21 protein-coding genes, 1 pseudogene and 1 riboswitch are annotated in these 25345 nt (G+C 67.5%); of the genes and pseudogenes, 8 read left to right on the top strand and 14 right to left on the bottom strand.

The genetic code is table 11. The features are described from left to right. Window positions 1–187: 187 nt before the first annotated feature. The 7 genes from trmD to ACVWYS_RS06390 all read right to left on the bottom strand — a co-directional run bounded on the left by trmD (window position 188) and on the right by ACVWYS_RS06390 (window position 5358). A complete protein-coding gene (gene trmD / locus ACVWYS_RS06420; RefSeq protein ID WP_456509502.1) occupies window positions 188–1009 on the bottom strand; it encodes a tRNA (guanosine(37)-N1)-methyltransferase TrmD in 822 nt (273 codons plus the stop codon). Then, complete coding sequence (gene rimM / locus ACVWYS_RS06415) at window positions 1010–1597, bottom strand: ribosome maturation factor RimM (protein WP_456508729.1); 588 nt, start codon at window positions 1595–1597, stop codon at window positions 1010–1012. A 110-nt stretch (window positions 1598–1707) separates the two neighbouring features. Further along, window positions 1708–1950 (bottom strand): RNA-binding protein, encoded by a 243-nt coding sequence (locus tag ACVWYS_RS06410; protein WP_018773450.1) that lies wholly within the window; start codon window positions 1948–1950, stop codon window positions 1708–1710. 1 nt (window position 1951) lies between these two features. Then, entirely contained in the window at window positions 1952–2377 is a 426-nt protein-coding gene (gene rpsP / locus ACVWYS_RS06405; protein ID WP_091256308.1) for a 30S ribosomal protein S16, read from the bottom strand. A gap of 186 nt (window positions 2378–2563) precedes the next feature. Further along, a complete protein-coding gene (locus ACVWYS_RS06400; protein WP_344368117.1) occupies window positions 2564–3001 on the bottom strand; it encodes a hypothetical protein in 438 nt (145 codons plus the stop codon). Between the two features lie 316 nt (window positions 3002–3317). Further along, window positions 3318–4193, bottom strand: a complete 876-nt coding sequence (locus ACVWYS_RS06395; RefSeq protein WP_456509501.1) for a VOC family protein — start codon at window positions 4191–4193, stop codon at window positions 3318–3320. An 82-nt stretch (window positions 4194–4275) separates the two neighbouring features. After that, window positions 4276–5358, bottom strand: a complete 1083-nt coding sequence (locus tag ACVWYS_RS06390; RefSeq protein WP_456509500.1) for an amidohydrolase family protein — start codon at window positions 5356–5358, stop codon at window positions 4276–4278. Between the two features lie 79 nt (window positions 5359–5437). Beyond that, a riboswitch (TPP riboswitch) is annotated at window positions 5438–5545 on the top strand. On the opposite strand from ACVWYS_RS06390, the gene thiC reads away from it, so the two are divergent. Further along, window positions 5542–7374, top strand: a complete 1833-nt coding sequence (gene thiC, locus ACVWYS_RS06385) for a phosphomethylpyrimidine synthase ThiC (RefSeq protein WP_456509499.1) — start codon at window positions 5542–5544, stop codon at window positions 7372–7374. Its footprint overlaps the riboswitch before it by 4 nt. A gap of 120 nt (window positions 7375–7494) precedes the next feature. On the opposite strand, the gene ACVWYS_RS06380 is transcribed toward thiC, so the two are convergent. Next, on the bottom strand, window positions 7495–8637 hold the full coding sequence (locus tag ACVWYS_RS06380) for a hypothetical protein (RefSeq protein ID WP_456509498.1): 1143 nt from the start codon (window positions 8635–8637) through the stop codon (window positions 7495–7497). A 286-nt stretch (window positions 8638–8923) separates the two neighbouring features. On the opposite strand from ACVWYS_RS06380, the gene ACVWYS_RS06375 reads away from it, so the two are divergent. From ACVWYS_RS06375 to ACVWYS_RS06360, 4 genes and pseudogenes are all read left to right on the top strand, one after another. After that, window positions 8924–9997: a DNA polymerase IV gene (locus tag ACVWYS_RS06375; protein WP_456509497.1), complete on the top strand. Its 1074-nt coding sequence runs from the start codon at window positions 8924–8926 to the stop codon at window positions 9995–9997. 37 nt (window positions 9998–10034) lie between these two features. Further along, window positions 10035–10828 (top strand): annotated as a pseudogene (locus tag ACVWYS_RS06370) (patatin-like phospholipase family protein); the annotation flags it as partial. Window positions 10829–11019: 191 nt separating this feature from the next. Further along, window positions 11020–11835 (top strand): MBL fold metallo-hydrolase, encoded by an 816-nt coding sequence (locus ACVWYS_RS06365; protein WP_456509496.1) that lies wholly within the window; start codon window positions 11020–11022, stop codon window positions 11833–11835. 55 nt (window positions 11836–11890) lie between these two features. Further along, window positions 11891–12505, top strand: coding sequence for a hypothetical protein (locus ACVWYS_RS06360; protein WP_456509495.1), 615 nt, complete (start codon window positions 11891–11893; stop codon window positions 12503–12505). A 53-nt stretch (window positions 12506–12558) separates the two neighbouring features. On the opposite strand, the gene ACVWYS_RS06355 is transcribed toward ACVWYS_RS06360, so the two are convergent. Continuing rightward, entirely contained in the window at window positions 12559–13293 is a 735-nt protein-coding gene (locus ACVWYS_RS06355) for an alpha/beta fold hydrolase (protein WP_091256273.1), read from the bottom strand. Window positions 13294–13364: 71 nt separating this feature from the next. After that, window positions 13365–14954, bottom strand: coding sequence for a signal recognition particle protein (gene ffh / locus ACVWYS_RS06350; RefSeq protein ID WP_091256272.1), 1590 nt, complete (start codon window positions 14952–14954; stop codon window positions 13365–13367). A 152-nt stretch (window positions 14955–15106) separates the two neighbouring features. Here ffh and ACVWYS_RS06345 point away from each other — a divergent pair, with 152 nt between their 5' ends. Beyond that, a complete protein-coding gene (locus ACVWYS_RS06345; RefSeq protein ID WP_456509494.1) occupies window positions 15107–16495 on the top strand; it encodes a glucose-6-phosphate dehydrogenase in 1389 nt (462 codons plus the stop codon). Between the two features lie 162 nt (window positions 16496–16657). On the opposite strand, the gene ACVWYS_RS06340 is transcribed toward ACVWYS_RS06345, so the two are convergent. Continuing rightward, window positions 16658–16996 carry a P-II family nitrogen regulator gene (locus ACVWYS_RS06340; RefSeq protein WP_018773460.1) on the bottom strand — a complete coding sequence of 113 codons (339 nt, stop codon included), beginning with the start codon at window positions 16994–16996 and terminating at the stop codon, window positions 16658–16660. Beyond that, on the bottom strand, window positions 16993–18357 hold the full coding sequence (locus ACVWYS_RS06335) for an ammonium transporter (protein ID WP_456509493.1): 1365 nt from the start codon (window positions 18355–18357) through the stop codon (window positions 16993–16995). Before ACVWYS_RS06335 ends, ACVWYS_RS06340 begins: the two co-directional genes overlap by 4 nt. Window positions 18358–18699: 342 nt before the next feature. Between ACVWYS_RS06335 and ACVWYS_RS06330 the strand changes: the two genes are divergently transcribed. Together ACVWYS_RS06330 and ACVWYS_RS06325 are read left to right on the top strand one after the other, a co-directional pair. Next, window positions 18700–19857, top strand: coding sequence for an MFS transporter (locus tag ACVWYS_RS06330; protein ID WP_425547261.1), 1158 nt, complete (start codon window positions 18700–18702; stop codon window positions 19855–19857). Between the two features lie 157 nt (window positions 19858–20014). Then, a complete protein-coding gene (locus ACVWYS_RS06325; protein ID WP_456509492.1) occupies window positions 20015–21733 on the top strand; it encodes a hypothetical protein in 1719 nt (572 codons plus the stop codon). Between the two features lie 88 nt (window positions 21734–21821). On the opposite strand, the gene ftsY is transcribed toward ACVWYS_RS06325, so the two are convergent. Both ftsY and ACVWYS_RS06315 read right to left on the bottom strand, forming a co-directional pair. Then, a complete protein-coding gene (gene ftsY, locus ACVWYS_RS06320; protein WP_116766596.1) occupies window positions 21822–23036 on the bottom strand; it encodes a signal recognition particle-docking protein FtsY in 1215 nt (404 codons plus the stop codon). A gap of 109 nt (window positions 23037–23145) precedes the next feature. Next, window positions 23146–25032, bottom strand: a complete 1887-nt coding sequence (locus ACVWYS_RS06315; protein ID WP_456509491.1) for a DUF222 domain-containing protein — start codon at window positions 25030–25032, stop codon at window positions 23146–23148. Window positions 25033–25345: the final 313 nt, after the last annotated feature.

Genomic DNA, 25345 nt, shown 5'->3' with positions numbered 1-25345 from the left:
GCCAAGCCAGGGGGCATTTGCCGCCCGGAATTGTCCGCCGAAAGTTTGTCAATCCGGCCCTGTCAGGAATAGACGGGACCGGGGTGCCGGGCTGTTGGTAGCGCTCCCCCTGTGGCAGGTTCGCAACCCAGCAGGCACAAGGACTAATTTTGCCACATTTGGTGCGGGTTAGCCCAATCCCGACAGTTCAGGCGCCGGGGCGCGGCACGAGGCGCCCGCCGACGACGTCGTACCCCAGGTCGGCGAACGCGGTGCGGTCCGCGCGGGGCAGCGTACCGGCGTCGAACCCGGCCAGGAGATCCGGGCGCCGTTCGGCAGTGCGCCGGTACTGTTCGTGCCGGCGCCACTGGGCGATCTTGCCGTGGTTGCCGCTCAGCAGCACCGCCGGGACGTCACGGTCCCGCCAGCTGGAGGGCTTCGTGTAGACGGGGTATTCGAGCAGCCCGTCCGAGTGGGATTCTTCGACGAGCGATTCCGGGTTGCCGACGACGCCGGGCAGCAGCCGCCCGATGGCCTCAACCATGGCCAGGACGGCGACCTCGCCGCCGTTGAGGACGTAGTCCCCCAGGCTCATGGGACGCACCGTGAAGTGGTCGGCCGCCCATTCCAGGACGCGTTCGTCGATGCCCTCGTACCGGCCGCAGGCGAAGACCAGCTGGTCCTCCTCGGCGAGCTGATGCGCGGTGGCCTGCGTGAACCTCTCGCCCGCCGGCGAGGGGACGATCAGCACTGGCTTGCGGGCATCCCCGGAATCCCCGGCACCCGCAGCGTCCCCGGACCCCTCTGTCGCGACTGCGGTGAGGGCCTGCGCCCAGGGCTCGGGCTTCATGACCATCCCGGCGCCGCCGCCATAGGGCGTGTCGTCGACCGTGCGGTGCCGGTCGGTCGTGAAGTCCCGCAGGTCATGGACCCGCAGGTCCAGCAGGCCGTCCTGACGGGCCTTGCCGATCAGGGAAAGCTCCAGCGGGGCCAGATACTCCGGGAAGATGCTGACGACGTCGATTCTCATCTACGCGTTGCTCCCGGCCTCGGTGCCGCGTTCTCCAGCCGACTGGCTCCCGGCGGCCGGCTCGTCAGCGGACTCGTCCGCGTTGACCTCGAAGAGTCCGGGCGGCGGGGTGACCACCAGGTACTTGTCCCCCACGTTGACCTCCGGCACGATCTGCTCGACAAACGGGACCAGGACTTCCTGACCCTCGGCCGTGGTGACCACCAGCAGGTCCTGGACGGGCATCGTGTGCAGTCCGGAGACCTTGCCCACCACGCTGCCGCCCACCCGGACGTCCAGGCCCACGAGCTCGTGCTCATACCAGCCTTCATCGTCGTCGTCGGCGCCGATGTCCTCGGTTTCGATGAACAGCTTGGCCCCGCGCAGGGTCTCGGCCTGGTTGCGGGTCTCGATCTCGTCGAAGGCCAGCAGCAGGATGTCCTTGTTCCAGCGGGCGCTGAACACCGTCAGCGGCCCGGAGGACGCGGGTTCCACGATGAACTGCGTACCGGGGACAAAGCGGTCGCCGGGCGCATCGGTGAGCACCTGGACGGTCACTTCGCCGCGGATGCCGTGGGGTTTGCCGATTCGTGCGACCTGGAGCTGCATCTGTTCCTCTGTTCGGGGTGGGTCGGGGTTGGTTGGCGCGGAAAACAGTCCGGCCCCTCCACCATTATCTGGTGAAGGGGCCGGGCTAAAGACAAGTAATGCTGAACGCGTTAGCGGCGGCGGTCCGTGTCGACGACGTCGACCCTGACCGGCTCGCCGTCCGCCAGCGCCGCAACCACAGTGCGCAGTGCGCGTGCGGTCCGGCCCTGCCGGCCGATCACCCGTCCGAGGTCGTCCTGATGAACGCGCACCTCGAGGGTTTCCCCGCGGCGGTTGTTCTTCGCACTGACCTTGACGTCCTCGGGGCTGTCAACAATCCCGCGGACCAGGTGTTCGAGCGCTTCTGCCAGCAATTTACTCAGCCTCGGTGGTCTCTGCTTCGGCGGCGTCGGCGGGAGCCTCGGCAGCTTCGTCCTTCTTGGCCTTCTTGGTGATGGCTTCCGGGATGATCACGGAACCCTTTTCCGGCGTAACGAAGGCAGCCTTGGGAGCCTTCGTCTTCAAGGTTCCCTCCTGGCCCGGAAGACCCTTGAACTTCTGCCAGTCACCGGTGATCTTGAGGATCGCGGCAACCTGCTCGGACGGCTGTGCGCCGACGCCGAGCCAGTACTGGGCACGGTCCGTGTCGACCTCGATGTACGAGGGCTCTTCGGTCGGGTGGTACTTGCCGATCTCTTCGATGGCACGGCCATCACGCTTGGAGCGTGCGTCCATGACGACGATGCGGTAGTACGGTGCGCGCATCTTACCGAAGCGCTTAAGGCGAATCTTTACGGCCACTTTTGTGGTCACTCCTGTTTCTGAAACGGGGTCGAGCCCGGCGTTCTGCACCCGTGGGGCGGGCCGTACTAGGGGGTTCTAAAGGACAAGATCCGGACGCGGAGAGAGGGGCCACGCAGATCGAGTACCTGTTCATTGTGCCAGATGACCGGCAGGATTTCGACTTGACACGGCCTGGCCGTCCGGTCAGGACGTCCAGACATAGAGTCCGGACTTGGTGGCGGGGTCGATTCCGGCGGCCAGTTCGGCGATCCGGCGCACATATGCCCGGGCCTGGTCCGCACCGAAGGGCATGTCCTCCTCGGCGGCCCAGTTGGCCGCAACGTCCTCGAGGACGTCGCCCTCCCCCTCGGTTTCGTAGCTGAGCAGTTCCGCGAGCGTCCGGACCATGGCGGAGGGTACGCCGAGCAGGGAGTCGCTGGCCACGTCCACCATCGCCAGTTCGTAGTCCGCGCCCGGGGCGTGCACGGCTACTCCGGCGAGGTCGCCGAGCCGTTCGACCTCGAAGTCGCTGATGTCCGGGATGCGCACGGCGTCCGGGGCGGCCGCGCCGCCCGCTTCGAGCGCGCCGGCGCGTTTGAGGGCGGCGTCGTGGGTGGACACAAAGATTTCAGTAAATCCCATGCAGCTGGTCCTTAGATGTCTGGCGGCGCTTGGCCGCTGTTTTTGGCGTCGCTTCAGCCTAATCGCTTCAGCGCAGCCGCGCCCCGGCCGCTGGACATGCCCTCGGTGACCGTGCCCTCGTTGACCGTGCCGGACCGTGCGTCATCTGGCCTCGCCCGCGGACATGCCCTCCCCTGACCGCGGGCAATGGACATATGGCAGCTATGTCCATTCCCGGCCGCGACCGATGGACATGTCCAGCGGTCCTGTCAGTGAACAGTGTGCATGTCCAGCGGGGAGCTGTGAACGCTGGACATGTTCACCGAAAAGCACTCCCTTAGCGCACGGCGACGCGGATGCGGTTGCGCCACGGGTCCTCGAAGCGCAGTTCGGCGCCGGTGTGGTGCGAGTCGACGCCGGCCACCTTGAGGCGGTCAGCCAGGGAACCGACGTCGTCACCCGAGGGCACTTCGATGAGCACCTCGCCCAGGCCCAGGGTGTCGCGTCGGGGGCCGGCGCCGCGGCTGTTCCAGACGTTCATGGCCATGTGGTGGTGGTAGCCGCCGGCCGAGACGAACAGGGCCTGGCCATGCCAGCCCGCGGTCTTTTCGAAGCCCAGGGTGCCGACATAGAACTCATGCGCAGTGTGGACGTCGCCAACCTGCAGGTGCACGTGCCCGACGCCGGCGGCCGCCTCGCGCTGGCCGCTCAGGGACTCTTCGGTCAGGTGCTGCTGCAAGTAGCGCTGCGGCGGCAGGGCCAGGCTGTCCATGACGACGTTCTTGCCTTCCCAGGACCAGTCCTGCCGCGGCCGGTCCCAGTACAGCTCGATGCCGTTGCCTTCGGGGTCGTTGAAGTAGAAGGCCTCGCTGACGAGGTGGTCCGCGCTGCCGGTGAAGGACTGGGGCTCGTACTGGGCCGCGCTGGCAACGGTGGCCGCCAGGGAATGTTGGTCCTCGAAGAGGAGGGCGGTGTGGAAGAGCCCGGCTTCGCCGCGGGAGGGCAGATTCAAGCCCGGGGCGGGCGCCAGGTGGACCAGGGGCTTCTGCTGGCGGCCAAGGTAGAGTCCGCCGTCCTGTTCGGCCACGATGTCCAGGCCGAGGGCGCGCTGGTAGTAGTCGGTCATGAGCTTCATGTCGCCAACCTTGAGCATCACGGTGCCCATGGTGAGTGCGGCAGGAAGGAGATCCTGGGTGCTGGCTTCTGCGGTCATTGAAACTCTCCGGGGGTTCAGTGGCCACCGGGCTTTCGGTGACCTTGCATAGTATTAAATTACTTGAAGCTTCAATTTATTCCTAACGGGTGGGCCGACCCCGCAGGACAACGTGCTTCAGTCCGGCCAGGGTCCCGAGGTCCTGCCGGGGGTCCTTCGCGCACACCAGTACGTCGGCGCTGGCCCCTTCAGTGATGCCGTCCGCGCCGAGCCAGGTCCGCGCGGACCAGCTGGCCGCGCCGAGGGCAGCCGCGGCGGGCAGCCCGGCGGCGTGCAGGGCCCGGATCTCGTCCACGATCCGGCCGTGCCTGATCACGCTGCCGGCATCGGTGCCGGCATAGATGGCCACCCCGGCCTCGTGGGCTTCCAGGATCCGCTCCGCCCGCCGCTCCCACAGCGAGCGCATGTGCGCGGCGTAGCGGGGGAACTTGGCTTCCGCCTGGGCGGCGATGTCCGGGAATGTGGCGATGTTGATCAGGGTCGGGACGATCGGCACGCCCTGCTCCACGAAGCGCGGCAGGTGCCGCGGCAGCAGCCCGGTGCCGTGCTCGATGCAGTCGATCCCGGCGTCGAGCATGTCATCCAGGGTGTCCTCGGCGAAGCAGTGGGCGGTGACGCGGGCCCCTTCATCGTGCGCGGCCTGGACGGCGTCCTTGAGGCTTCCAGCGGGAAAACTGGCGGCGAGGTCGCCGGCGTCGCGGTCGATCCAGTCCCCCACGAGCTTGACCCAGCCGTCGCCGGCACGGGCCTGCTTCCGCACGGCCTCGACCAGGCCGTCCGGTTCCACCTCGACGGCGAAGCCGCGCAGGTAGCGCCGGGTGCGGGCGATGTGCCGGCCGGCGCGGATGATCCGCGGAAGGTCCGTGCGCTGCTGGAGCCAACGGGTGTCGTGGACGGCGCCGGCATCGCGGACCAGGAGCGTCCCGGCGTCGCGGTCCGTGACGGCCTGGGTCTCCGCGGTGTCCTCGGCAACGTCTCCGCCCGGGCCGAGGCCGATGTGGCAGTGTGCGTCCACCAGCCCGGGAATGACCCAGCCATCCAGCACGCGCTCCGGCGCGGCGGCGGGCCGGAGGAACGTGAGCCGGCCGTCGACGGACCAGAGGCCGGGGCGTACCGTGTCCGGCCCGGCAAGGACGGGGCCGCTGAATTCGATGATGCCGGTCATGGCATCAAGGGTAGTCCCCATGTCGCTGCGTCGGCCGCGTCACACTGGACAGCCGTCCGGCGGCGCGTGGTAGCTTCATCTACGACCACACGGGTGCCCCTGCAGGGGCTGAGATCGGGCTGACGCGGCCTGCGACCGTTGAACCTGTCCGGGTAATGCCGGCGAAGGAAGTGAGTATTTTCCGTGAATACGCAAATTGCACAGCACAGCCCTATCCAAAACCAGTCCGGCCAAAACCTGCCTGCCGACTCTGAGGCGGGCGCGACGCAGTCATTGAAGTCCCACTCGCTGGCCTTCACGACGGACCCGGAGCACGGCATCCGCGTCCCGGTGACCGAGATCGCGCTGGAACCCTCGCCGGGCGGCGTCGAGAACCCTCCATTCCGGGTCTACCGCACGGCCGGGCCGGGCAGCGATCCGGTGGTGGGGCTGGCCCCGTTCCGCAGCGGCTGGATCGCCGGGCGGGGTGACACGGAGCCGTACCGCGGCCGGGAACGCAACCTGCTCGACGACGGCAGGTCCGCGGTGCGCCGCGGTGCCGCCTCCGCGGAATGGCGGGGCGCCCCGCCAGAGCCCCGCCGCGCCGTCGAGGGCCGGACGGTCACCCAAATGCATTACGCGCGGCAGGGCATCGTGACACCGGAGATGCGGTTCGTTGCGCTGCGCGAGAACTGCGATGTGGAGCTGGTCCGCAGCGAGGTGGCAGCGGGCCGGGCCATTATTCCCAGCAACATCAACCACCCGGAGTCCGAGCCGATGATCATCGGCAAGGGGTTCCTGGTGAAAATCAACGCCAACATCGGCAATTCCGCGGTGACCAGCTCCATCGCCGAGGAGGTGGACAAACTTCAGTGGGCCACCCAGTGGGGTGCGGATACGGTGATGGACCTCTCCACCGGGGACGATATCCACACCACGCGCGAATGGATCATCCGCAACTCCCCCGTCCCGATCGGAACGGTCCCGATCTACCAGGCGCTGGAGAAGGTCAACGGCGAGGCCAACGCCCTGACCTGGGAGATCTTCCGGGACACCGTGATCGAACAGTGCGAGCAGGGTGTGGACTACATGACCATCCATGCCGGGGTGCTGCTGCGCTACGTCCCCCTGACGGCCAACCGGGTCACCGGGATCGTGTCCCGCGGCGGTTCCATCATGGCCGGCTGGTGCCTGGCGCACCATCAGGAGAACTTCCTTTACACCCACTTCGACGAGCTCTGCGAAATCTTCGCCCAGTACGACGTCGCGTTCTCCCTCGGCGACGGGTTGCGGCCCGGCGCGACGGCGGACGCCAACGACGCCGCGCAGTTCGCCGAACTCGACACGCTGGCCGAACTCACCCAGCGGGCCTGGGAGTTCGATGTGCAGGTCATGGTGGAGGGCCCGGGACACGTGCCGTTCCATCTCGTCCGGGAAAATGTGGAGCGCCAGCAGGAGCTCTGCAAGGGTGCCCCGTTCTACACGCTGGGGCCCCTGGTTACGGACATCGCACCGGGCTATGACCACATCACCTCGGCGATCGGCGCCACGGAGATTGCCCGTTATGGCACCGCGATGCTCTGCTACGTGACGCCCAAGGAACACCTGGGGCTGCCGAACAAGGACGATGTGAAGACCGGAGTGATCACGTACAAGATCGCCGCCCACGCCGCCGACCTCGCCAAGGGCCACCCCGGAGCGCACGAACGCGACGATGCCCTGTCCAAGGCGCGGTTTGAGTTCCGCTGGCGGGACCAGTTCGCGCTGTCCCTGGATCCGGTGACCGCCGAGGCCTTCCACGATGAGACGCTCCCCGCGGAGCCGGCCAAGACGGCGCACTTCTGCTCGATGTGCGGGCCCAAGTTCTGCTCCATGCGGATCAGCCAGGACATCCGGGACGAATATGGTTCCGCCGACTCGCAGGCGGCACTGGCGCAGATGGCCGCCGGGATGCGGGAGAAGAGCAACGAATTCCTGGCAGCGGGCGGCAAGGTCTACCTGCCCAAGCCGACCGTGGGAGCACAGGTCTCGGCCTAGCCAGCGGTCCAGGACGCCTGCCCTGCTGGGCGGGCGCCCCGGACAGCCATGGGGATTGCCCCCTGATGAGGCACTAGCGGGATGCGACAGAAGGCGTTCCGACCGCGCGACGCGTCGCTCTCAGGACGTCGCCGTCGTTGCCGGCGTCCGTGCCGGATTCGGCGTCGGCGTCCGTGCCGGATTGGCGGCGATGTTCCTGTAGAGCTCGGAGTTGAGCGTCGTGTGGCCGTGGTCGTCGGTGACGTAGACCTCGAAGGTGAAGATGCTTGCGTCGTGGTCGAGCGCGAACTCGATCGTGGGGTTCGTTACGGAAATCGTCCCTTCCGAGATGATTCGGCCATACTTCTGCTCCGGGGGACTGAGGTCTGTGCCGCGCTGCGCGGGGTCGCGGATGAAGTATCGGACCGTGTACGGCGCGGACGGCAGTGACCGCAGGGTCGGGAAGAAGCTGAAGTCTCTTGTGCCGGGCTTGAACTGCTCCGCACGCCACTGGTAGGCGGTTACGGCGGGCGTGAGGGCGTCGTCGAGGTCGCGGATGCCAGTGCGGTTCGTTTGGGCGTCGAAGCTGCGGTCATGCCCGCCGAAGGCTTTGGCGACCGGTCCGAGACCGAAGCCGAGGGCCAGGCCGAGCCCAATCGAGACCATCGGGATGAGGATTGCCGCCACGCGTGCCCGGCGCAGCAGACCCGTCCTCACCGACTGTCGGTGCATCGAGAGCGTGTGCGGCACAGCGCCTGTGATCACAGTTCTCGAGTACGGGCTGCCGCCCGCACGAGCCCATGCCTCGATGTGCGCGGCGCGCGGCGGCAAGGGGGCTTCCGCGCCCCCAACGTTGTTCCAGTAGGCCAGAAATGGCAGCGGCAAGTCCCGGAGCCGGCCATACGGGTCCCTAAAGGTGAAGGTCGGGACCATCCGGTACTGGACGCCCCCGCGGCCGGCGTACCGGTGGGGATAGGGGTGAAAGTCTTCAAGCTGCGTGCGATCGACCCTGGCCCGGGCGAGGAACGCCTTCGTCACGATCGCCGCGTCCGGCGTGAGCGTGACCCACTCGCCGGCGTACCACAGCAGGACGGCGCCGAAGACCGCGGAAATGATTGCCCCCGCCATGATGAGCGCCTCCGCCCAGGCCGCGATGATCGTGCTGTCGCGCTCGTTGACCAGGATCGAGCCGGCGACCGCCGCGACTGCGACCGCCAGCAGGCCCGCACCGAGGGCCGCGCCAGCCCAGCCCGGCATTCGCAGCGCACGAATGCGGGTCGGCAAATCGTCCTCCCGGAAGTGATCCCCTGAACTTGGAACGAACATCGCTACCCCCATCCCGGCTCCCCCGTCGCCGAGTGTAGTGCCCCGACACCGTTGGCGACAATGAATGCGCAGGTCAGGGTGGGGATGAGGGCGTACCCCTTCACGGCTTGGTGTTGCTCAACCGGGCTTTGAGTCGTCTTGCCTCACCCGCGTTCCGAGGCACAGGTCAGGACGCTGCAGGCCACGCAGCCAAGCCCGGAGGAGGGCCGATGCTTGCCAGGGATGTTTAGGGCAGACTGGTGGCGTGAGCGGAATCCGGTGGGTGCTACACGTCGATCTCGACCAGTTCATCGCGGCGGTCGAAGTGCTTCGGCGGCCGGAGCTTGCGGGCAAGCCGATCATTGTCGGCGGTCGGGGCGACCCCACGGAACGAGCTGTGGTGTCGACCGCATCCTACGAAGCCAGGGCGTTCGGCGTGGGTTCCGGAATGCCCTTACGCATTGCGGCCCGGAAAGTGCCCGACGCTGTGATCCTGCCCGTCGATCAGGAGGCTTACCTCGCGGCGTCTGAAACGGTGATGGCTACCCTGCGCGCGCAGCCCGGCGCCACCGTGCAGGTGCTGGGTTGGGATGAAGCCTTTATAGGCACGGAGACAGAGAATCCGGAGGCCTACGCCCGGCAGGTGCAGGCCGCTGTCCTGGAGCAAACGCGGCTGCATTGCAGCGTGGGCATCGGCGACACGCTGGTCCGGGCAAAGGTCGCTACCGGGTTCGGCAAGCCGGCCGGCGTCTTCCGCCTCACTGCCGGGAACTGGCTCGATGTCATGGGCAGTCGGCCCACCAAGGACCTGTGGGGCGTCGGAACCAAAGTGTCGGGCCGCCTGGCCAAACTCGGCATCAACACAGTGGCCGAGCTCGCCGCGTCCGACCCCCAGGTCCTGGTCCCGGAGTTCGGCCCCAGGATGGGTCCTTGGTACGCGGAGCTCGGACGCGGGGACGGCACCAGCGTTGTGGACGACACCCCGTGGGTTGCCCGCGGGCATAGCCGGGAGACCACCTTCCAGCGCGACCTGACCGAGCCCGCCCAGGTGGACGACGCCGTGAGGGAGCTGACGGCGCGTGTCCTTGAGGATGTTGTGGCCGAAGGACGGCCCGTGATTGGGCTGACCCTCAAGGTTCGGTACGCGCCGTTCCTCACCACGACCCACGCGAGGAAGATTCCCGAGACATTCGACCGGAACGAAATCCTCGCGCGGGCCTTGGACCTCGCAGCCGGAATCGAAGCAGGCCGTCCGATCCGGCTCCTCGGCCTGCGGGCCGAAATGGCAATGCCCGACGATGCCCGAAAGGGACATACGCCAACACGCGGCGGTTGGTGACGGCGTCGCTGCAGGCAATTCGCGAAAGGCGGCTCCCATGAACACAACACCTTCTTCGAGTCTGCACCTCACCTCGGCGACGGCCTCCGACCGGCCGTGGTCGGACCAGGATCTGCCGCAGATCGACGCCATACGGCGGGTGCGTGCCGCGGGTGAGCGAGCATTGGTCCTCGGCGGTGGCGGATCGGCAGGCAATGCGTGGTTGATCGGTATCATCGCCGGCCTGTCTGAAGCCGGTCTGAATATGACCGAGGCTGATCTGATCATCGGGACGTCGGCCGGATCAACGGCCGCGGCCCAAATAACTGGCGCGGCGCCGACCCAACTGCTTGCCCAAATCCTTGCTTCTGCGCCCCAACAACGGACTGGTCCGGTCGGATCCGACGGCGGACGCGTTCCAGTTGGGCCGGCCGACCATCTGGAGAGAACGAGCCGAATCATCGGGGCCGCTGAGGATGCGGCCGATATGCGCCGCAGAATGGGCGCGGCGGCGCTCGACATGGATGCGGCGTCGGATGGCTCCGGGCAAACGCGGTGGCGCGCAAACGTTGCCGCGCGGCTCCCCGGTCAGCTCTGGCCGCAACGACCGGTGCTCATCACGGCGGTCGATGCCCATACCGGTGGACCGGTCGTATTCGACCGCGACAGCGGAGTCGACTGGCGGACGCCGTCGCCGCCAGCTGCGCCAGTGGCTTCGCGTACACCATCGGCGACAACCGATACATCGACGGCGGCTACCGACGCAACGAGAATGCCGATCTGGCAGCCGGATACGGGCGGGTGCTGGTGCTGTCACCACTTGGCGGCAGAACACGGACACCGTTGGACTGGGCGCCCACGAAATCAGTCGGGCTCGGTAGGCATGACGTCATCTGCTCATGCCTCGGATGCCTGACCCGACGACGTTCACGCGCCTGGACGGCCCCGGATGTGACGCCATCGGGCAACGACTCAGTGACCTCCAGGCGGCCCGTTCCCGCGAATCATTGTGGGCCGGCGCCGGGCAAGCTACTATTTCACCCGTGCTGAGCCAGGTTGCGGATGGTGTGCTGGTCCACGAGAGCGAGTTCTGCCAGAGCAACGCCGTGGTCGTGCAGGGGCGGGCTGGCGTGTTGCTCATCGACGCCGGTGTGCACGACGCCGAGATGGCCTGCCTCGCGAAGGATCTGTCCGATTCGGGTCAGGCCGTTGCGGTGGGATTCTCGACGCATCCGCATTGGGATCACTTGCTCTGGCACTCCGGTCTTGGAGCTCCTGTCCGTTGGGGCACCGCGCTCTGCGCGGATACGGCCCGCGAGCGGCTGTCGCACGGCATCGATTCACGTCGGCTCGGCATCCCCGCTCAGGTGCCGATGGACCTGCTCGGCCTCATCACCGGCCTGCCAGTCGGGGCTGTGCAGATTCCCTGGGATGGCCCTCCTGTGCGGATCCTCGAGCATCAGGCGCACGCCCCTGGCCATGCGGCGCTGTTGATTGAGGAACGAGGGGTTCTTGTCGCCGGGGACATGCTTTCCGATGTCCTGATTCCAATGCTCGACCTGAGCGACACCGCTGACCCGATCGAGGATTACCTCGCCGCGCTGCATCTGCTGGCGAGCGTGGCCGGTGACGTCGATGTCGTCATCCCCGGGCACGGGTCCGTCGGAGGAACCGACCAGGTCCACGCACGGATCGATCAGGATTTGGCATATGTGCACGCCTTGCGTGACGCACGTGATCCGAGCGACCCGCGCGTCGGCCCCTCGGCTCAAGAGGGCTGGGACTGGGTGAGCGACGTTCACGCACGGCAACTCGAGCGTCTCGCCGAAAGAAGCGCCCGCGGCGGCATCCCCGGCTAGCGGTTGCTCAAACCAGTTTCGCGGCCAGCATGGCCGGCCTTTTGGGGGAGGTCTAATGAGGATGAAGCGTCCGCTGGGCACGGCACTGGGGGTCATGGGAGTTGCGGCCCTTCTCGTCAAACTTGTCGTCAAGTTCCACGAAGCCATCAGCTATCCGGACGGTCTCAAGGTCTTTGGGTTGGCCCTGCTCATCATGGCGGTTGCCATACTGCCCTGGTTGGCGTGGCTGTTCCACAGTGCGAGAACATTCAAGACGCGGCTGCAGAAAGACCATCCTGGAGCCCTTGTTGTCGACACCTTTTGGACCGGGCAAGAACTCGGGAGATTCCTCAGGAAAGGGCCGTTGATATCAAAGACGAAAGGGAGGGGATTCATCCTGGACCTGGTCGCAGACGCCCGCGGTCTCCAGCTGGTCAGACAACGACGGCGACCAGTCTATTTCGGAATCGTGCCTTGGGAGCGGGTTGTCTCAGTGAGAATGGATACCCTGCGGAGGCCACTTAGTCGCCGTGCCCTGTTGGTCATTGAGATTGAATCGCGGGACACCCCGTATGTCGCAATCATCCGTTTGGTGCCTTCCGGAAGGCAGAACAGGGAAACTGGAATGTCGCTTGCCGACCTGATCCTCGCGAGGCGGCCTCGCATTCCCTTCCTGGAGGATCGCGCATAGCCTGGGCTGCCCGTCGGAGGCGAAACGACACCCCGCTTGGGGGAAACTAGTTCTCAGGAAGCCCGGGCATGCTGGAGCCGGCTGACCTCGCCGATGAACGAGCGGATGACCCGGTCCCCTTCGGTGGAATCCTGGGGCCGGTGTCCGCCCGGGGCGGTGCGGTGCAAGGCGCCGGTCTCGCGCAGGTAGCCCGCGATTTCCTCGTAGAGGGGTTCCCAGCCGCCGGTCAGGACCAGCGTCGGCACGCCGGGCACGATCTGCAGCGGCGCGTCCCACGGCGGAGCCTGCAGGCGGAGCCGGCGCGCGGCCCGGAGGGCCTCCGGCGTCGTGGCCCCCGGGGCGTCGGCGGCGAAGACGCGGCGGATAAATTCGCGCTGGAAGTCGTCGTCGCTGAGGTTGTGCCGGACATCGAAAAGCGGCTGCATGAGCGCCCGGTGCGCGGCGGTGGCCGGGAGCTCCGCAGTCAAGGACAAGCAGGCCGGTTCCACCAGGGTCAGGGACTGGACGAGGTCGGGGCGCTCGACGGCGGCCATCATGGCGGCGATGGCGCCCTGCGAGTGGGCCACCACGTGGCCGCCGGCCTCGCCGCGGCCGTCGTCCGCCAATGATGCGAGCACGATGGCGGCGTCGGCGGCGAAGTCGGATTCAAGCGGTTCCGCAACGGGGTCAAACCCGTGCCGGCGCAGGAACAGGGCGTCATAATCCAGCGCCATCCCGTGCTGCTTTGGCCACGCGGCGGCCCCAAAGCTGCCAGCCCCGTGGACGAAGACTACGCGCTGCTTGAACATGGTCTAACCCTATGGCACTTCAGAGCTGATGCCGCCGGCGACACAGCCCCGGCGGCATCAGCGTGCGGTGGCTATTTGCTGCCGCCGAGGAACTTGTCGAAGCCCTTGGGCAGGTTCAGCTGGGACGGATCGAAGTCGCCGCCCTGCTGCCCGAACGATGCTCCGGTGGGCAGGGCCTTGGCGCCGGCCGCACGCCGGGCCTCGGCGTCGCGCAGTTCCTGCGCGGCCTTGGCCGGGTTGCCGGAGCGGGCCTTCTTCTTGGGCGCGGACTTGGCACCCTTGCGGGCGCCTCCCCCGCCGCCCATGCCGGGCATCCCCGGCATTCCGGGCATGCCGCCGCCGGCGGCCATCTTCTTCATCATCTTCTGGGCCTGGGCGAAGCGCTCCAGCAGGCCGTTGACCTCGGAGACGTGCACACCGGAGCCGCGGGCGATGCGGGCCCGACGGGAGCCGTTGATGATCTTGGGTGCCACGCGCTCGTGCGGGGTCATCGAGCGGACAATGGCCTCGACCCGGTCGATCTCGCGCTCGTCGAACTGCTCCAGCTGCTGCCGGATATTCTGTGCACCCGGCATCATCATGAGCATCTTTTTCATGGAGCCCATGTTGCGGATCTGCTGCATCTGGGCGAGGAAGTCGTCCAGCGTGAAGTCTTCCTGGTCGGCGAACTTCTTCGCCATCCGGGCGGCCTCGTCCTTGTCCCAGGATTTCTCGGCCTGCTCGATCAGGGTGAGGACGTCACCCATGTCGAGGATGCGCGAGGCCATGCGGTCCGGGTGGAAGAGCTCGAAGTCGTCCAGGCCTTCGCCGGTGGACGCGAACATGACCGGCTTGCCGGTGACCGACGCGACGGAGAGCGCGGCACCGCCGCGGGCGTCGCCGTCGAGCTTGGACAGCACGATGCCGGTGAAGTTGACGCCCTCGTCGAAGGCCATTGCCGTGTTGACGGCGTCCTGGCCGATCATGGAGTCGATGACGAACAGGACTTCGTTGGGGACGATGGCGCGGCGGATCTGCCGCGCCTGTTCCATCATGTCGGCGTCGACGCCGAGACGGCCGGCGGTGTCCACGATCACGACGTCGTGGAGGGTGCGCTTGGCTTCCTCGACGCCGGCGCGGGCGACGGCGACCGGGTCACCGGCGGGGTGGTCAAGTTCGGTGGACGTGGCGCCCGGGTGCGGGGCGAAGACGGGCACCCCGGCACGCTGGCCGACCACCTGCAGCTGGGTGACGGCGTTGGGGCGCTGAAGGTCGCAGGCAACGAGCATCGGGCTGTGGCCCTGGGCCTTGAGCCACTTAGACAGCTTGCCGGCCAGGGTGGTCTTACCGGCGCCCTGGAGACCGGCCAGCATGATGATGGTGGGCCCGGTCTTGGCCAGGCGGATCCGGCGGGTCTCGCCGCCGAGGATCTCCACGAGTTCCTCGTTGACGATCTTCACGATCTGCTGGCTCGGGTTCAGCGCGCCGGATACCTCGGCGCCGAGGGCACGCTCACGGACGCGGCCGGTGAATTCCCGGACCACGGGCACGGCGACGTCGGCGTCCAGGAGGGCACGCCGGATCTCCCGGACGGTGGCGTCAACGTCCGCCTCGGTCAGGCGGCCCTTGCCACGCAGATTCTTGAAGGTTGCTGTCAACCGGTCAGAGAGTGAATTGAACACGCGCCGTGCACTTCTTTCAGTGGATCTACAGGTGGCGGCCGGTCCGGCACGCCAGCGTCGTGACTGGTGTTCGCCTGAACGAACCGCCTCGACAACGGGACTCGACTATCTAGGGTACCAAGATGAGCCTTCAGGATGGCATGCTGGCTTAGGTGACCAGCCAATTAACTGTAAAAACCCTCCTCATCCTGGGCGCCTCGGGCGATCTCACCGGCAGGCTCCTGCTCCCCGGACTCGCCCGCCTGGTGGCCCGGGGCCGCGCCGACGGCCTCACGTTAGTCGGTGCCGGATCCGACCCGTGGACGGCCGAGCAGTGGCTGGAGCGGATCGAGGAATCTTTCGCGGACGAGAACTCTCAGGCCGATACCGAGGGCAAGCATGAGCTGAAGCGGATCCGCCAAGAGAGCACGTACCACCAGCTCGACGTCACCGCCGGCGGGCAGCTCGCCGGGCTGCTGAAGGAGCTGGAGGGCCCCGTGGCCGTCTACTTCGCCCTGCCGCCGCACGTCAGCCAGCTCGCGTGCGAGGCGCTGGCCCCGGAAGACGCGCCCGCCGGGACCCGGCTGGTGATGGAGAAGCCGTTCGGCTCGGATGAGCAGTCCGCCCGGCACCTGAACAAGACGCTGGTCGCGCTGGTCCCGGAGGACCACATCCACCGGGTGGACCATTTCCTGGGCAAGGCAACCGTCCTGAACATCCTGGGCCTGCGCTTCGCGAACACGTTCCTGGAGCCGGTGTGGAACCGTCGGTACATCGAAAAGGTCGAGATCGTTTTCGACGAAGACCTCGCCCTGGAGGGCCGGGCCCGCTACTACGACGGCGCCGGCGCCCTGCGGGACATGATCCAAAGCCATCTGCTGGAGATCATGGCGCTCATGGCGATCGAGCCGCCGGCGTCCGTGGACGAACGCGACCTGCGCGATGCCATTGCCACGGTGCTGCGCGCCAGCAGCATCAAGGCCCCGTACCGCCAAAGTACCCGCCGGGCACGCTACACGGCCGGTTCCATCGACGGCCGGAAGGTCCCGGACTACGCCAAGGAAACCGGGGTGGACCCGGCCAGGGACACCGAAACCCTCGCCGAGGTGCAGCTCGGGATCGACAACTGGCGCTGGCAGGGCGTGCCGTTCATCCTGCGTTCGGGCAAAGCGCTGGGCACCAAGCGCAAAGAAGCCGTGGTGACGTTCCGGCCGGTGCCGCATCTGCCGAAGGGTTTCAGCGGCGTGGACGCCCCCAACCAGCTGCGGATCGGTTTTGGCCCGGACACGCTGAAGTTCGACGTCGATGTGAACGGCCCCGGCGATGTCCTGAGCCTGGACCGGGCCACCCTGCAGGCCGAGCTGAGCGCTTCCGAGCTCCTGCCGTACGGTGAAGTGCTGGAGGGCGTCCTCACCGGCGATCCGCTGCTCTCAGTGCGGGCGGACACCGCCGAGGACTGCTGGCGCATCCTGGACCCGGTACTGAAGTCCTGGGCGGCCGGACATGTGCCGTTGGAGGACTATCCCGCCGGGACCTCCGGCCCGGAGGACTGGCCGGCCTAGACGGACGCAACACGGCCGCTTAGTAGCGCGCAACCCGCTGGAGGCGACCGCAGAAACGACGAAGCGGGCCGGATGCCTTTTCAGGCATCCGGCCCGCTGTGTCAGGACCGCTGTGTCAGTGCCGCTGTGTCAGTGCCGCGTTCCGCGGCGGGGCGGGTGCAGCTAGATAGCTGCCGCGCCGCGCTCTCCGGTGCGGACCCTGACGGCCTCGAACACATCCATCGTCCAGACCTTGCCGTCGCCGGCCCGGCCGGTGTTCGAACTGGCGATGATGACATCGAGGATGTCGTCCGCCTGTTCGTCGGTGGCCAGGACTTCTACCCGGATCTTGGGCAGGAGGTCCACGTTGTACTCAGCCCCGCGGTACACCTCGGTGTAGCCACGCTGCCGGCCGTAGCCGCTGGCTGCACTGACCGTCAGGCCCTGCACACCGTAGGCTTCGAGACCTTCGCGAATAGCCTCCAGCTTTTCCGGACGGACGATTGCCGTGATCAGTTTCATGCCCCCACACTTTCCTTACCCGTTGCGTTCTTCTTGCCGTTGGACGTGACGTCCATCGGGGCTGCGGAGACTGCGTCTTCGCCCGGCCTGCCGGTGATCAGTTCGTGCAGCGGCTGGAAGCTGCCGCCATGGCCGCCGACGCCGAACTCGTAAGCGGTCTCGGCGTGCAGGCTCAGGTCCACACCGACGACTTCCTGTTCCTGGGAGACCCGGAAGCCCATGAGCTTGTGGATCGGGAAGGCGATGATGAACGTCATCACGGCGGTGAAGACGATCGAGCACACTGCGGCGAGGGTCTGGGCGACCAACTGCGTGGTGCCGCCGCCGTAGAACAGGCCCGCGGTGCCCTGGGTCGGGGTGGCCAGGAAGCCGATCGCCACGGTGCCGACAACACCGGAGACGAGGTGGACACCGACGACGTCGAGCGAGTCGTCGTAGCCGAACTTGAACTTCAGGCCGACGGCGAGCGCGGAGGCCACACCGGCGACGACGCCGAGGGCGATCGCACCGAGCGGGGAGACGTTGGCACAAGCCGGGGTGATGGCGACCAGGCCGGCGACCACACCGGAGGCGGCACCGAGGGACGTCGGGTGGCCGTCGCGGAAGCGTTCCACGGCGAGCCAGCCGAGCATGGCGGCGGCCGGGGCGGCCAGGGTGTTGATCCAGATCAGGCCGGCCTGCTCAACGGTCGCGGCGGCACCGGCGTTGAAGCCGAACCAGCCGAACCACAGGATCGCGGCACCGAGCATGACGAACGGAATATTGTGCGGGCGGTGGTTCGGGTCCTTGCCGAAGCCCTTGCGGTTGCCGATGATCAGGACCAGGATGAGGCCCGCGACGCCGGCGTTGATGTGGACCACGGTGCCACCGGCGAAGTCGATGACCGGCGCGAACGTCTGGCCGAACCAGCCGCTGGCAGAGAAGAGACCGCCGCCCCAGACCATGAAGGCCATCGGGGCGTAAACAAGCGTTGCCCAGATCGGGGTGAAGACCACCCAGGCGGAGAACTTGGCACGGTCGGCGACCGCACCGGAGATCAGGGCCACAGTGATGATGGCGAACGTGGCCGCGTAGCCGACCTTAAGCAGGTCAGCCGGTTCGGTGAAACCGTGGAGGCCGAAGTGGCTGAACGGGTTGGCGAAGATCTGGAAAAAGTTGTCCTCGTTGGCCGTGGCCATCGAAGCGCCCCACAGGACCCACATGATCCCGACGGTGCCAATGGCGACGAAGCTCATCATCATCATGTTCAAAGCCGACTTGGCACGAGTCATGCCGCCGTAGAAGAATGCTAGACCCGGGGTCATGAACAGCACGAGTGCCGCGGCGACCAGGAGCCAAACGAGACCTGCGGTGAGTTCCATGGTCTACGTCCTCTCTTGCTATTAGGTGCGGAGTAGTCCGCCGGTCCCAACGCATTATTTGCGTTCTACATCGAGTTTCGCGGGGCCGTGTTTCGCTGGCGGAGGATTTAGATTGCCAGGTTGTTACAAGAACCTCCCGGACGTAAATGGTGCATCTCACACTTGTTACGGTTATGTTTCATCCGCATAATCCCGCGCTTTAGGACCAGCAGCCCGCCGGCCCCTCTTCTCCCCAAGGACTAACGCACTATGAGCAAGACCTCCCGCCCCGCCGGCGAAGCCGCCCCCAAGCTGCCCGCCGTGGCGCACGGGCGTTCCCGGCTTCCCCGGGACATCAAGGTGATGCTGGTGGCGGCTTTCCTGATCGCGATCGGCTTTGGCCTTGTCGCGCCGGTACTCCCCCAGTTCGCGACCACTTTCAACGTCGGCGCGACGGCGGCGGCGGTGATCGTGAGCATCTTCGCCTTCATGCGGCTGGTCTTCGCCCCGGCCGGCGGCGCGCTGATCGTAAAGTTCGGCGAACGGCCCGTCTACGTTGCCGGTCTGCTGATTGTGGCGGCGTCGACGGCGGCCTGCGCCTTCGCGCAGGACTACTGGCAGCTCCTGATCTTCCGCGGGCTCGGCGGGGCGGGGTCGGTGATGTTTACCGTGGCATCCATGGCGCTCGTGGTCCGGCTCGCGCCGCCGAAAAGCCGCGGCCGCGTCTCCGGGGCCTACGCCTCGGCATTCCTGATCGGCAACGTCTGCGGACCTATCGTCGGCGGCCTGCTCGCCAACTTCGGCCTGCGCGTGCCGTTCCTTGCTTACGCGGCCGCCCTCGTGCTGGCGGCCATCGTGGTGCAGACCCAGCTCAGCCACGTCCCGGCCGCCTCGCGGGAGCCCGGCGCCACGGCCCCGGCGATGGAACTGAAAGACGCGCTGCGGGACAGCGCGTACCGGGCCGGCCTGTTTTCGAGCTTCGCCAATGGCTGGGCCACCTTCGGGGTGCGGATGGCGACGGTGCCGCTGTTCGCCGTCGTGGCCCTCGGCGCCGGTCCGGAATCGGCTGGCTGGGCACTGGCCGTGTTTGCGGGCGGCAACGCGGTGGCGCTGACGTTCTCCGGCCGGCTCGCGGACAGCCTCGGCCGCAAGCCGCTCCTGCTCGCCGGACTGGTGGTCACCGGCACGGCCACGGCGGCTATCGGGTTCACTCACCAGCTGCCCTGGTTCCTGCTCGCGTCCGCCTGTGCGGGGATCGGCTCCGGGCTGTTGGGACCGGCCCAGCAGGCTGCCATCGCCGACGTGATCGGCAACGAGCGTTCCGGCGGCCGCGTCCTGGCCGTCTTCCAGATGGCCTCTGACAGCGGCGCGATCGTCGGACCCGTCGTGGCCGGGCTGCTGGCGGACCGTCTGGGCTACGGCTGGGCCTTCGGCGTCACGGGCGGCATGCTGCTGGCCGCCGCCGCTGTGTGGCTCCCGGCCCGGGAAACGTTTGTCCGGCACACCGCGAACCGCGCCTAGCCCGGCGCGCCGGGGAACGCCGCAAACTGTATCCGGCCCGGGCCCCCGGGGCCAATGACCGCAGACGGTGCCCTGACACGAACCCGCTGGTCAGCGCCTGCCTCCGCCCTTGGCTAAGCTGGGGTCACTTGCCACAACCCTCCGGAGGTAATCCCCCATGGCCAGATTCGACTATTCCCCCGGGAAAGCCGATAGCCCTGACCCAACCATCCCCGCGAATGCGGCTAATCCGGCGAACGCAGTGAATGCCGGAAAGAAGAAGAAGCGCGCACGGATTATCGCCGGCACCGGAATCGTCGCCGTCCTCGCGGCCACGGCGGTGCTGGTTCCCCTGGCTCTCGGCGGGCCCACCCAAGCACCGCCGGCACCACAGGCCACGTCCGAATCCGCCCCGGCGTCCGGCCCTGCCGAGGTGGGGCCGCCGGTGACGTACTACCAGCAGGCGGGTCCGCCGGCCGGGTCGCCGCTGGAAAAGGTTGAGCCTCTTAAGGTGGACGTCTCCAGCGACCTCGTGGGCACATCCCTGAACAAGGGCCTGACGGGAATCTCCCTGGAGGCAACGGACTTGGCAGACCCTGACCTCAGCGCCGACAACGCGTCAATGGTCAAGCTCCTGAAGGAGATCGACCAGCCTGTCCTGCGCTTTGGCGGCAATGCCGTGGACCGGCGCTTCTTCTGGACCTCCACCGGCGAGGCCGTCCCCGCCGGCTACAAGGGAGACAAGACCCACCCGGTCAAGGCCGTGGGCCCGGCTGACCTGGCACGGGTAAAGACTCTTCTTGAGGCCGGGAATGCCACGATCAGCCTGACGGTGGACCTGGGCCATTACGATCCGGCCCGGGCGGCAGACATGGTCAAGAACGCCTCGGAGATCTTCGGCGACCGTTTGCTCAGCGTCACGGTGGGCAACGAACCCAACGGCTTCGTCTTCAACGATGTGAAGACCGGCACCGGCTACAGCCTGGACCAGTACCTCCGGGAACTGAAGGACTACGCCAACGCCATCTACGCGGTGGCCCCCAAGGTGCCCATCTCCGGCCCGGGTGCCTATGACCAGAAGTGGTGGCAGCCGTTCGTCGATGCTGACCTCCCGCAGAAGAAGATCCTCACGTTCCATAACTACCCGCTGTACAGCTGTGACGGCAGCGACCCCAAGGGCTCGCCCACCATGGCCAACCTGATGAGCCAGCTGATGCACGACCGCGCCGCCGATTACCAGAAATCGGCCCTCAAGGTCGGCCAGGACGCAGGCCTGGAGACATGGCTCCCGGAGACCGGGATCGCCGCCTGCCCCGGCTCGAACGAGACCTCCCGCACCCACGCCTCGGCCCTGTGGGCGGCGGACTATGCCCTCAACGCCGCCCAGCTGGGCATCACCCGGATCGGTTTCCACAGCTCCCTGCAGACCTGCAAGGGCGGGCCGCCCCTGTCCGCGATCTGCAGCGCCGGTGCCTACCCGTTCGGCAACGGCCAGATGTCCGGCCGGGCCAACTTCTTCGGCATCTCCATGGTGGCCGAGCTTGAGGCCGGCAAGTTCATGAAGCTGAACAGCTCCGGCGGCGGGCTGGCGTTCAGCTACGCGCTGCAGAACGCGGACGGCAGCACCAGCGTGGTGATCGTCAATGAAAACGACCCCGAGAAGGCCGCGCAGACCGACGTCACCCTGAACCTGCCGGGCAAGCCGGTGACCGGGACCATGACCCAGCTCAGCGGCCCCAGCTACAAAGCCGAGGACCAGACCGTGATCGACGGCGCCAAGTCCGAGCCGAAGCCCCTTGCCGAGCGTGCCACGGTGCCCGGCTTCGCTTATAAGTCAGGGACGCAGCAGTTCAAGCTGACGGCCGGAACCGTGACGGTGCTGCACTTCACGTACTAGCCATATCCCGCTGACTTCGCGCAGCACAGCCAGCAGCAAAAAGTGCCCCGGTCCTCTGCGGACCGGGGCACTTTTTTGCCGTGCGTGGTTAGTTCAGCAACGCGTCGACGAACGCTTCGGCGTCGAACGGTGCGAGGTCATCGGCGCCTTCTCCCAGGCCGATCAGCTTGACCGGTACGCCCAGGGACTTCTGGATGGCGACGACGATCCCGCCCTTGGCGGTGCCGTCCAGCTTGGTCAGGACGATTCCGGTGATGTTGACCACCTCGGAGAACACCCGGGCCTGGTTGAGCCCGTTCTGGCCGGTGGTGGCATCCAGGACCAGCAGGACCTCGTCCACTTCGGCAAGCTTTTCGATGACTCGCTTGACCTTGCTGAGCTCGTCCATGAGGCCCACCTTGTTCTGCAACCGCCCTGCGGTGTCGATCATGACGACGTCGACTTCCTGGTCGATGCCGGCCTTGACGGCCTCGTAGGCCACCGAGGCGGGGTCAGCGCCGTCGATGTCCGACTTCACGGTGGGGACGCCCACGCGCTGGCCCCACGTGGCCAGCTGCTCGGCTGCGGCCGCACGGAAGGTGTCGGCTGCGCCCAGCAGCACGTCCTTGTCCTCGGCGACGAGCACGCGGGCCAGCTTGCCCACGGTGGTGGTCTTACCGACGCCGTTGACGCCGACCACCATCATGACGGCAGGTTTGTCGGCGTGGCGCTCAACGTGCAGGGTGCGGTCCATGGTGGGGTCCACGAGCTTGATGAGTTCCTCGCGGAGCAGGGCCTTGACGTGCTCGGGGTCCCGCGTGCCGATCACCTTGACGCGTTCGCGGAGCGCATCCACGAGCTGCATGGTCGGTTCGGTGCCGAGGTCGGCCAGCAGGAGGGTCTCCTCGACCTCGTCCCAGACGTTTTCATCGATCTTGTCCGCCGAGAGCAGGGCCAGGAGCCCCTTGCCCAGGATGTTGTTGGATTTGACCAGCCGCTCGCGCAGCCGGATAAGGCGCCCGGCCACCGGCAGCGGCGTTTCCACCGGTACGGTTTCCAGGCCGGCCGCGTTGTCCGGCACCTCGACCGTTTCGAGTCCTTCGACCTCGACGCCGCCCGGCGCCTTCCGTTCAGGCGCCGGCGCTGGCGCCGGACGGTCCTCCACAAGGGTCCCGGCTCCCGGGGCCTGCACGGGGTCGTTTGCGTCGCGCGTGCCGGGATAGTTCTTGACGTTCTTCCGGGTCTTCATGAGCACCGGGATCAGCGCGCCGAGGACCACCAGCACAGCGAGAATGGGCAGAATAATGGGGAGGATGTCGTTCACTCCCCTAGCTTCTCACAAACCCCAAATGGGCCGTGGCCAGCGATTTCGTTCTGCTTGGACCTCTGAGCTGCTCAGACGTCGACACGGCCCAGAGAGGTGAGGTTACCGATCATAGAAATGAAAGCACGAGTTCTTCGGGGATGGGGTCGTCGAGGGGTGCCGGCCAGCCGGGGTCGTCGGTGTCTGCGGCGGGGAATGGGTGCCCGGCCGTGAAGTGGTGCCAGTCGGGGAAGGGATCCGGGGGCAGTTCCGGCTCGGGATCCTGGATGGGGTCCTGGCCGGGGTGCCCGGTGGGGCCCGGGCCCGGAGGATGGTCCGGATCCGCGGGCACGCCTCGCTCCGACCAAGGGTCTGTGGCTGTAGCCGTGATCGGGAAGTCGTGGGGCCAGCGGGGCGGTTCCCAGTCCTGGCGCTCGCTCGGGTAATAGCGTTTTGAGGGTGAAATCCAGCCCGGCGGGCTCGTTGTGGTGGCCCCGCTCGGTGTCCAGGCGGAGGAGTGTTTGAGGCGGTGGTGTTTCGGGCAGGGCTGGCCCAGGTTGGAGATGCCCGTGGTGCCCCCGTCGGCCCAGGCCAGGAGGTGGTCCGCCTCGTTGTCCAGGGAATGGTTGTTACAGCCGGGGAACGGGCACCTGCCGTCCCGGAGCCGGAGCCAGTGCCGCTGCGCCGCCGTCAGGCGGTAGCTGCTCCGCCCGATCTCCAGCGGCGCCCCGTCCCGGGGATCGGTCAGGACCCGGTAGAAGGAACCCGCGCCGCCACTGACGAGGCGGCGGGCCATCGACGGCGGGATCGGCCCGTACCCGTCCAGGACGGCCGGTTCGTCCGTGAGGCCCAGCAGCGACAGGACCGGCACGGTGACCAGGACCTGCGCCCGCGGCACCGGAACACCCCCAACCACACACCGAGCCTCACACCCTCCCGCGGCAAGTCCGCCGCCGGCAAGTCCGCCGTTGCTGCCGCCGGCAAGTCCGCCGTCGGCACGTCCGCCGTTGCTGCCGCCGGCAAGTCCGCCGTTGGTCCCGTCGTCGGCTGTTCGGGCTGTGGTCCCTGGGGTGGGGCCGGTCCCGTTGGTGAGGAGCCAGGTCGCGGCGATGTCGGCGCGCAGCTGGGCCAGGGTCCGGGTCTCGGCCGGGCCCTGCAGGGCCCGGGCGGCGGCGGTGGTCCGTTCCCAGATCCCGGCCGCGGTCTCGGCCGGTAGCCGGGCCGAGAGCCAGGCCATGCCGTCCCGGTCCGGGACGAACTCGACCCGCCGGTCCGCGACGCTCACGGTGTGGCGTGCCTCGATGCTCTCCGGGTGGTGGCGTTCGCGCCAGGTGCGGGCCTTGGCCCGGAACCGGGACGGCACGAGCTCCCCGGCCGCACAGCCCCGGGCCGCCCCGGGCGCGTCGGGGTTCAGGAGATGCCCCTCCAGCGAGGCCGCCCCGGCAGAATCCAGGCCGCCGGTTTCCTCGACAAGGATCCGGGCGTGCTGCCAGGAAATCGTCCCGGCCCGCAACGCCGCCCAGGTCAGCGGCAGCCCGGTCGTCAACGCCCGGGCCTCGGACAACAGCGCCCCGGCGGCGCGTTCGCTCACGGTCAGGACACACGCGACCTCGGCGACCAGGGCCATCTCCTGGACGGCACGGTCCCGCACGGATCCCGCCGGCGGGGCCAGGAACCTCGCCGCCCGGGCGTAGTCGGCGGCCAGCTGAACCTTCAGCGCCGCCGTCCGGGCCTCCAACCGGGCCACCTCGGCCAACCCGTCCAACAACCCGTCCGCCAAATCCCGCAACGGATCAGCGTCCCGGAGGGCATCAGCATCCCGCAAGTTATTGGCATCCCGGAGGGCACCGGCATCCCGCAGGGCGCCCGCATCCCGGTCGGCATCGGCGGCGGCCGGATCAGGGCGGTCCGGGCCCTCGGAGCCGGACCCGAGCAAGGCAGCCAGCACAGCCACAGACGCGGCAACGGCCTCCACCGCCACCCCGCTGTCCCCGCTCCACGCCACCCTGCTTTTCATACCCCAAGTCTATGAAGAGGCACTGACAATCTTGATGGTGCTGCGACGGGACGCCGGCAATGACGTCAGTCCTGCGAGGGGTTACCGTCAAGAGAGGGATGACCGGGTCGCTGAACTCATCGGGCGATCGAGCCGGTGGTGCCAAGCCAATGCGGCGGCGCTTGTGGGATTGGAAATCGGGTAAGCGGTGAACGACTTCATGTAGCGCGGCTTCTGCGGCAACGGTCCGGCGTCACGGGGAACGCCTTGCGGACACCGCGAACGTCCAGTGACCTTACCCGGACCGTGGATTCGTCCTCGACGGCCGCAGCAG

It is taken from the genome of Arthrobacter sp. TE12231 (assembly GCF_054062895.1).
Note: the sequence above shows the minus strand (reverse complement) of the source record. Positions and strands in the feature narration are given on the sequence as shown.

Coding starts and splice junctions, on each gene's coding strand:
- ACVWYS_RS06325 (WP_456509492.1), top strand. CDS start 20,015: ATGGCCAGATTCGACTATTCCCCCGGGAAAGCCGATAGCCCTGACCCA.
- ACVWYS_RS06360 (WP_456509495.1), top strand. CDS start 11,891: ATGAGGATGAAGCGTCCGCTGGGCACGGCACTGGGGGTCATGGGAGTT.
- ACVWYS_RS06335 (WP_456509493.1), bottom strand. CDS start 18,357: ATGGAACTCACCGCAGGTCTCGTTTGGCTCCTGGTCGCCGCGGCACTC.
- ACVWYS_RS06390 (WP_456509500.1), bottom strand. CDS start 5,358: ATGACCGGCATCATCGAATTCAGCGGCCCCGTCCTTGCCGGGCCGGAC.
- trmD (WP_456509502.1), bottom strand. CDS start 1,009: ATGAGAATCGACGTCGTCAGCATCTTCCCGGAGTATCTGGCCCCGCTG.
- ACVWYS_RS06400 (WP_344368117.1), bottom strand. CDS start 3,001: ATGGGATTTACTGAAATCTTTGTGTCCACCCACGACGCCGCCCTCAAA.
- ACVWYS_RS06340 (WP_018773460.1), bottom strand. CDS start 16,996: ATGAAACTGATCACGGCAATCGTCCGTCCGGAAAAGCTGGAGGCTATT.
- ACVWYS_RS06355 (WP_091256273.1), bottom strand. CDS start 13,293: ATGTTCAAGCAGCGCGTAGTCTTCGTCCACGGGGCTGGCAGCTTTGGG.
- ACVWYS_RS06315 (WP_456509491.1), bottom strand. CDS start 25,032: ATGAAAAGCAGGGTGGCGTGGAGCGGGGACAGCGGGGTGGCGGTGGAG.
- ACVWYS_RS06330 (WP_425547261.1), top strand. CDS start 18,700: ATGCTGGTGGCGGCTTTCCTGATCGCGATCGGCTTTGGCCTTGTCGCG.
- ACVWYS_RS06395 (WP_456509501.1), bottom strand. CDS start 4,193: ATGACCGCAGAAGCCAGCACCCAGGATCTCCTTCCTGCCGCACTCACC.
- rimM (WP_456508729.1), bottom strand. CDS start 1,597: ATGCAGCTCCAGGTCGCACGAATCGGCAAACCCCACGGCATCCGCGGC.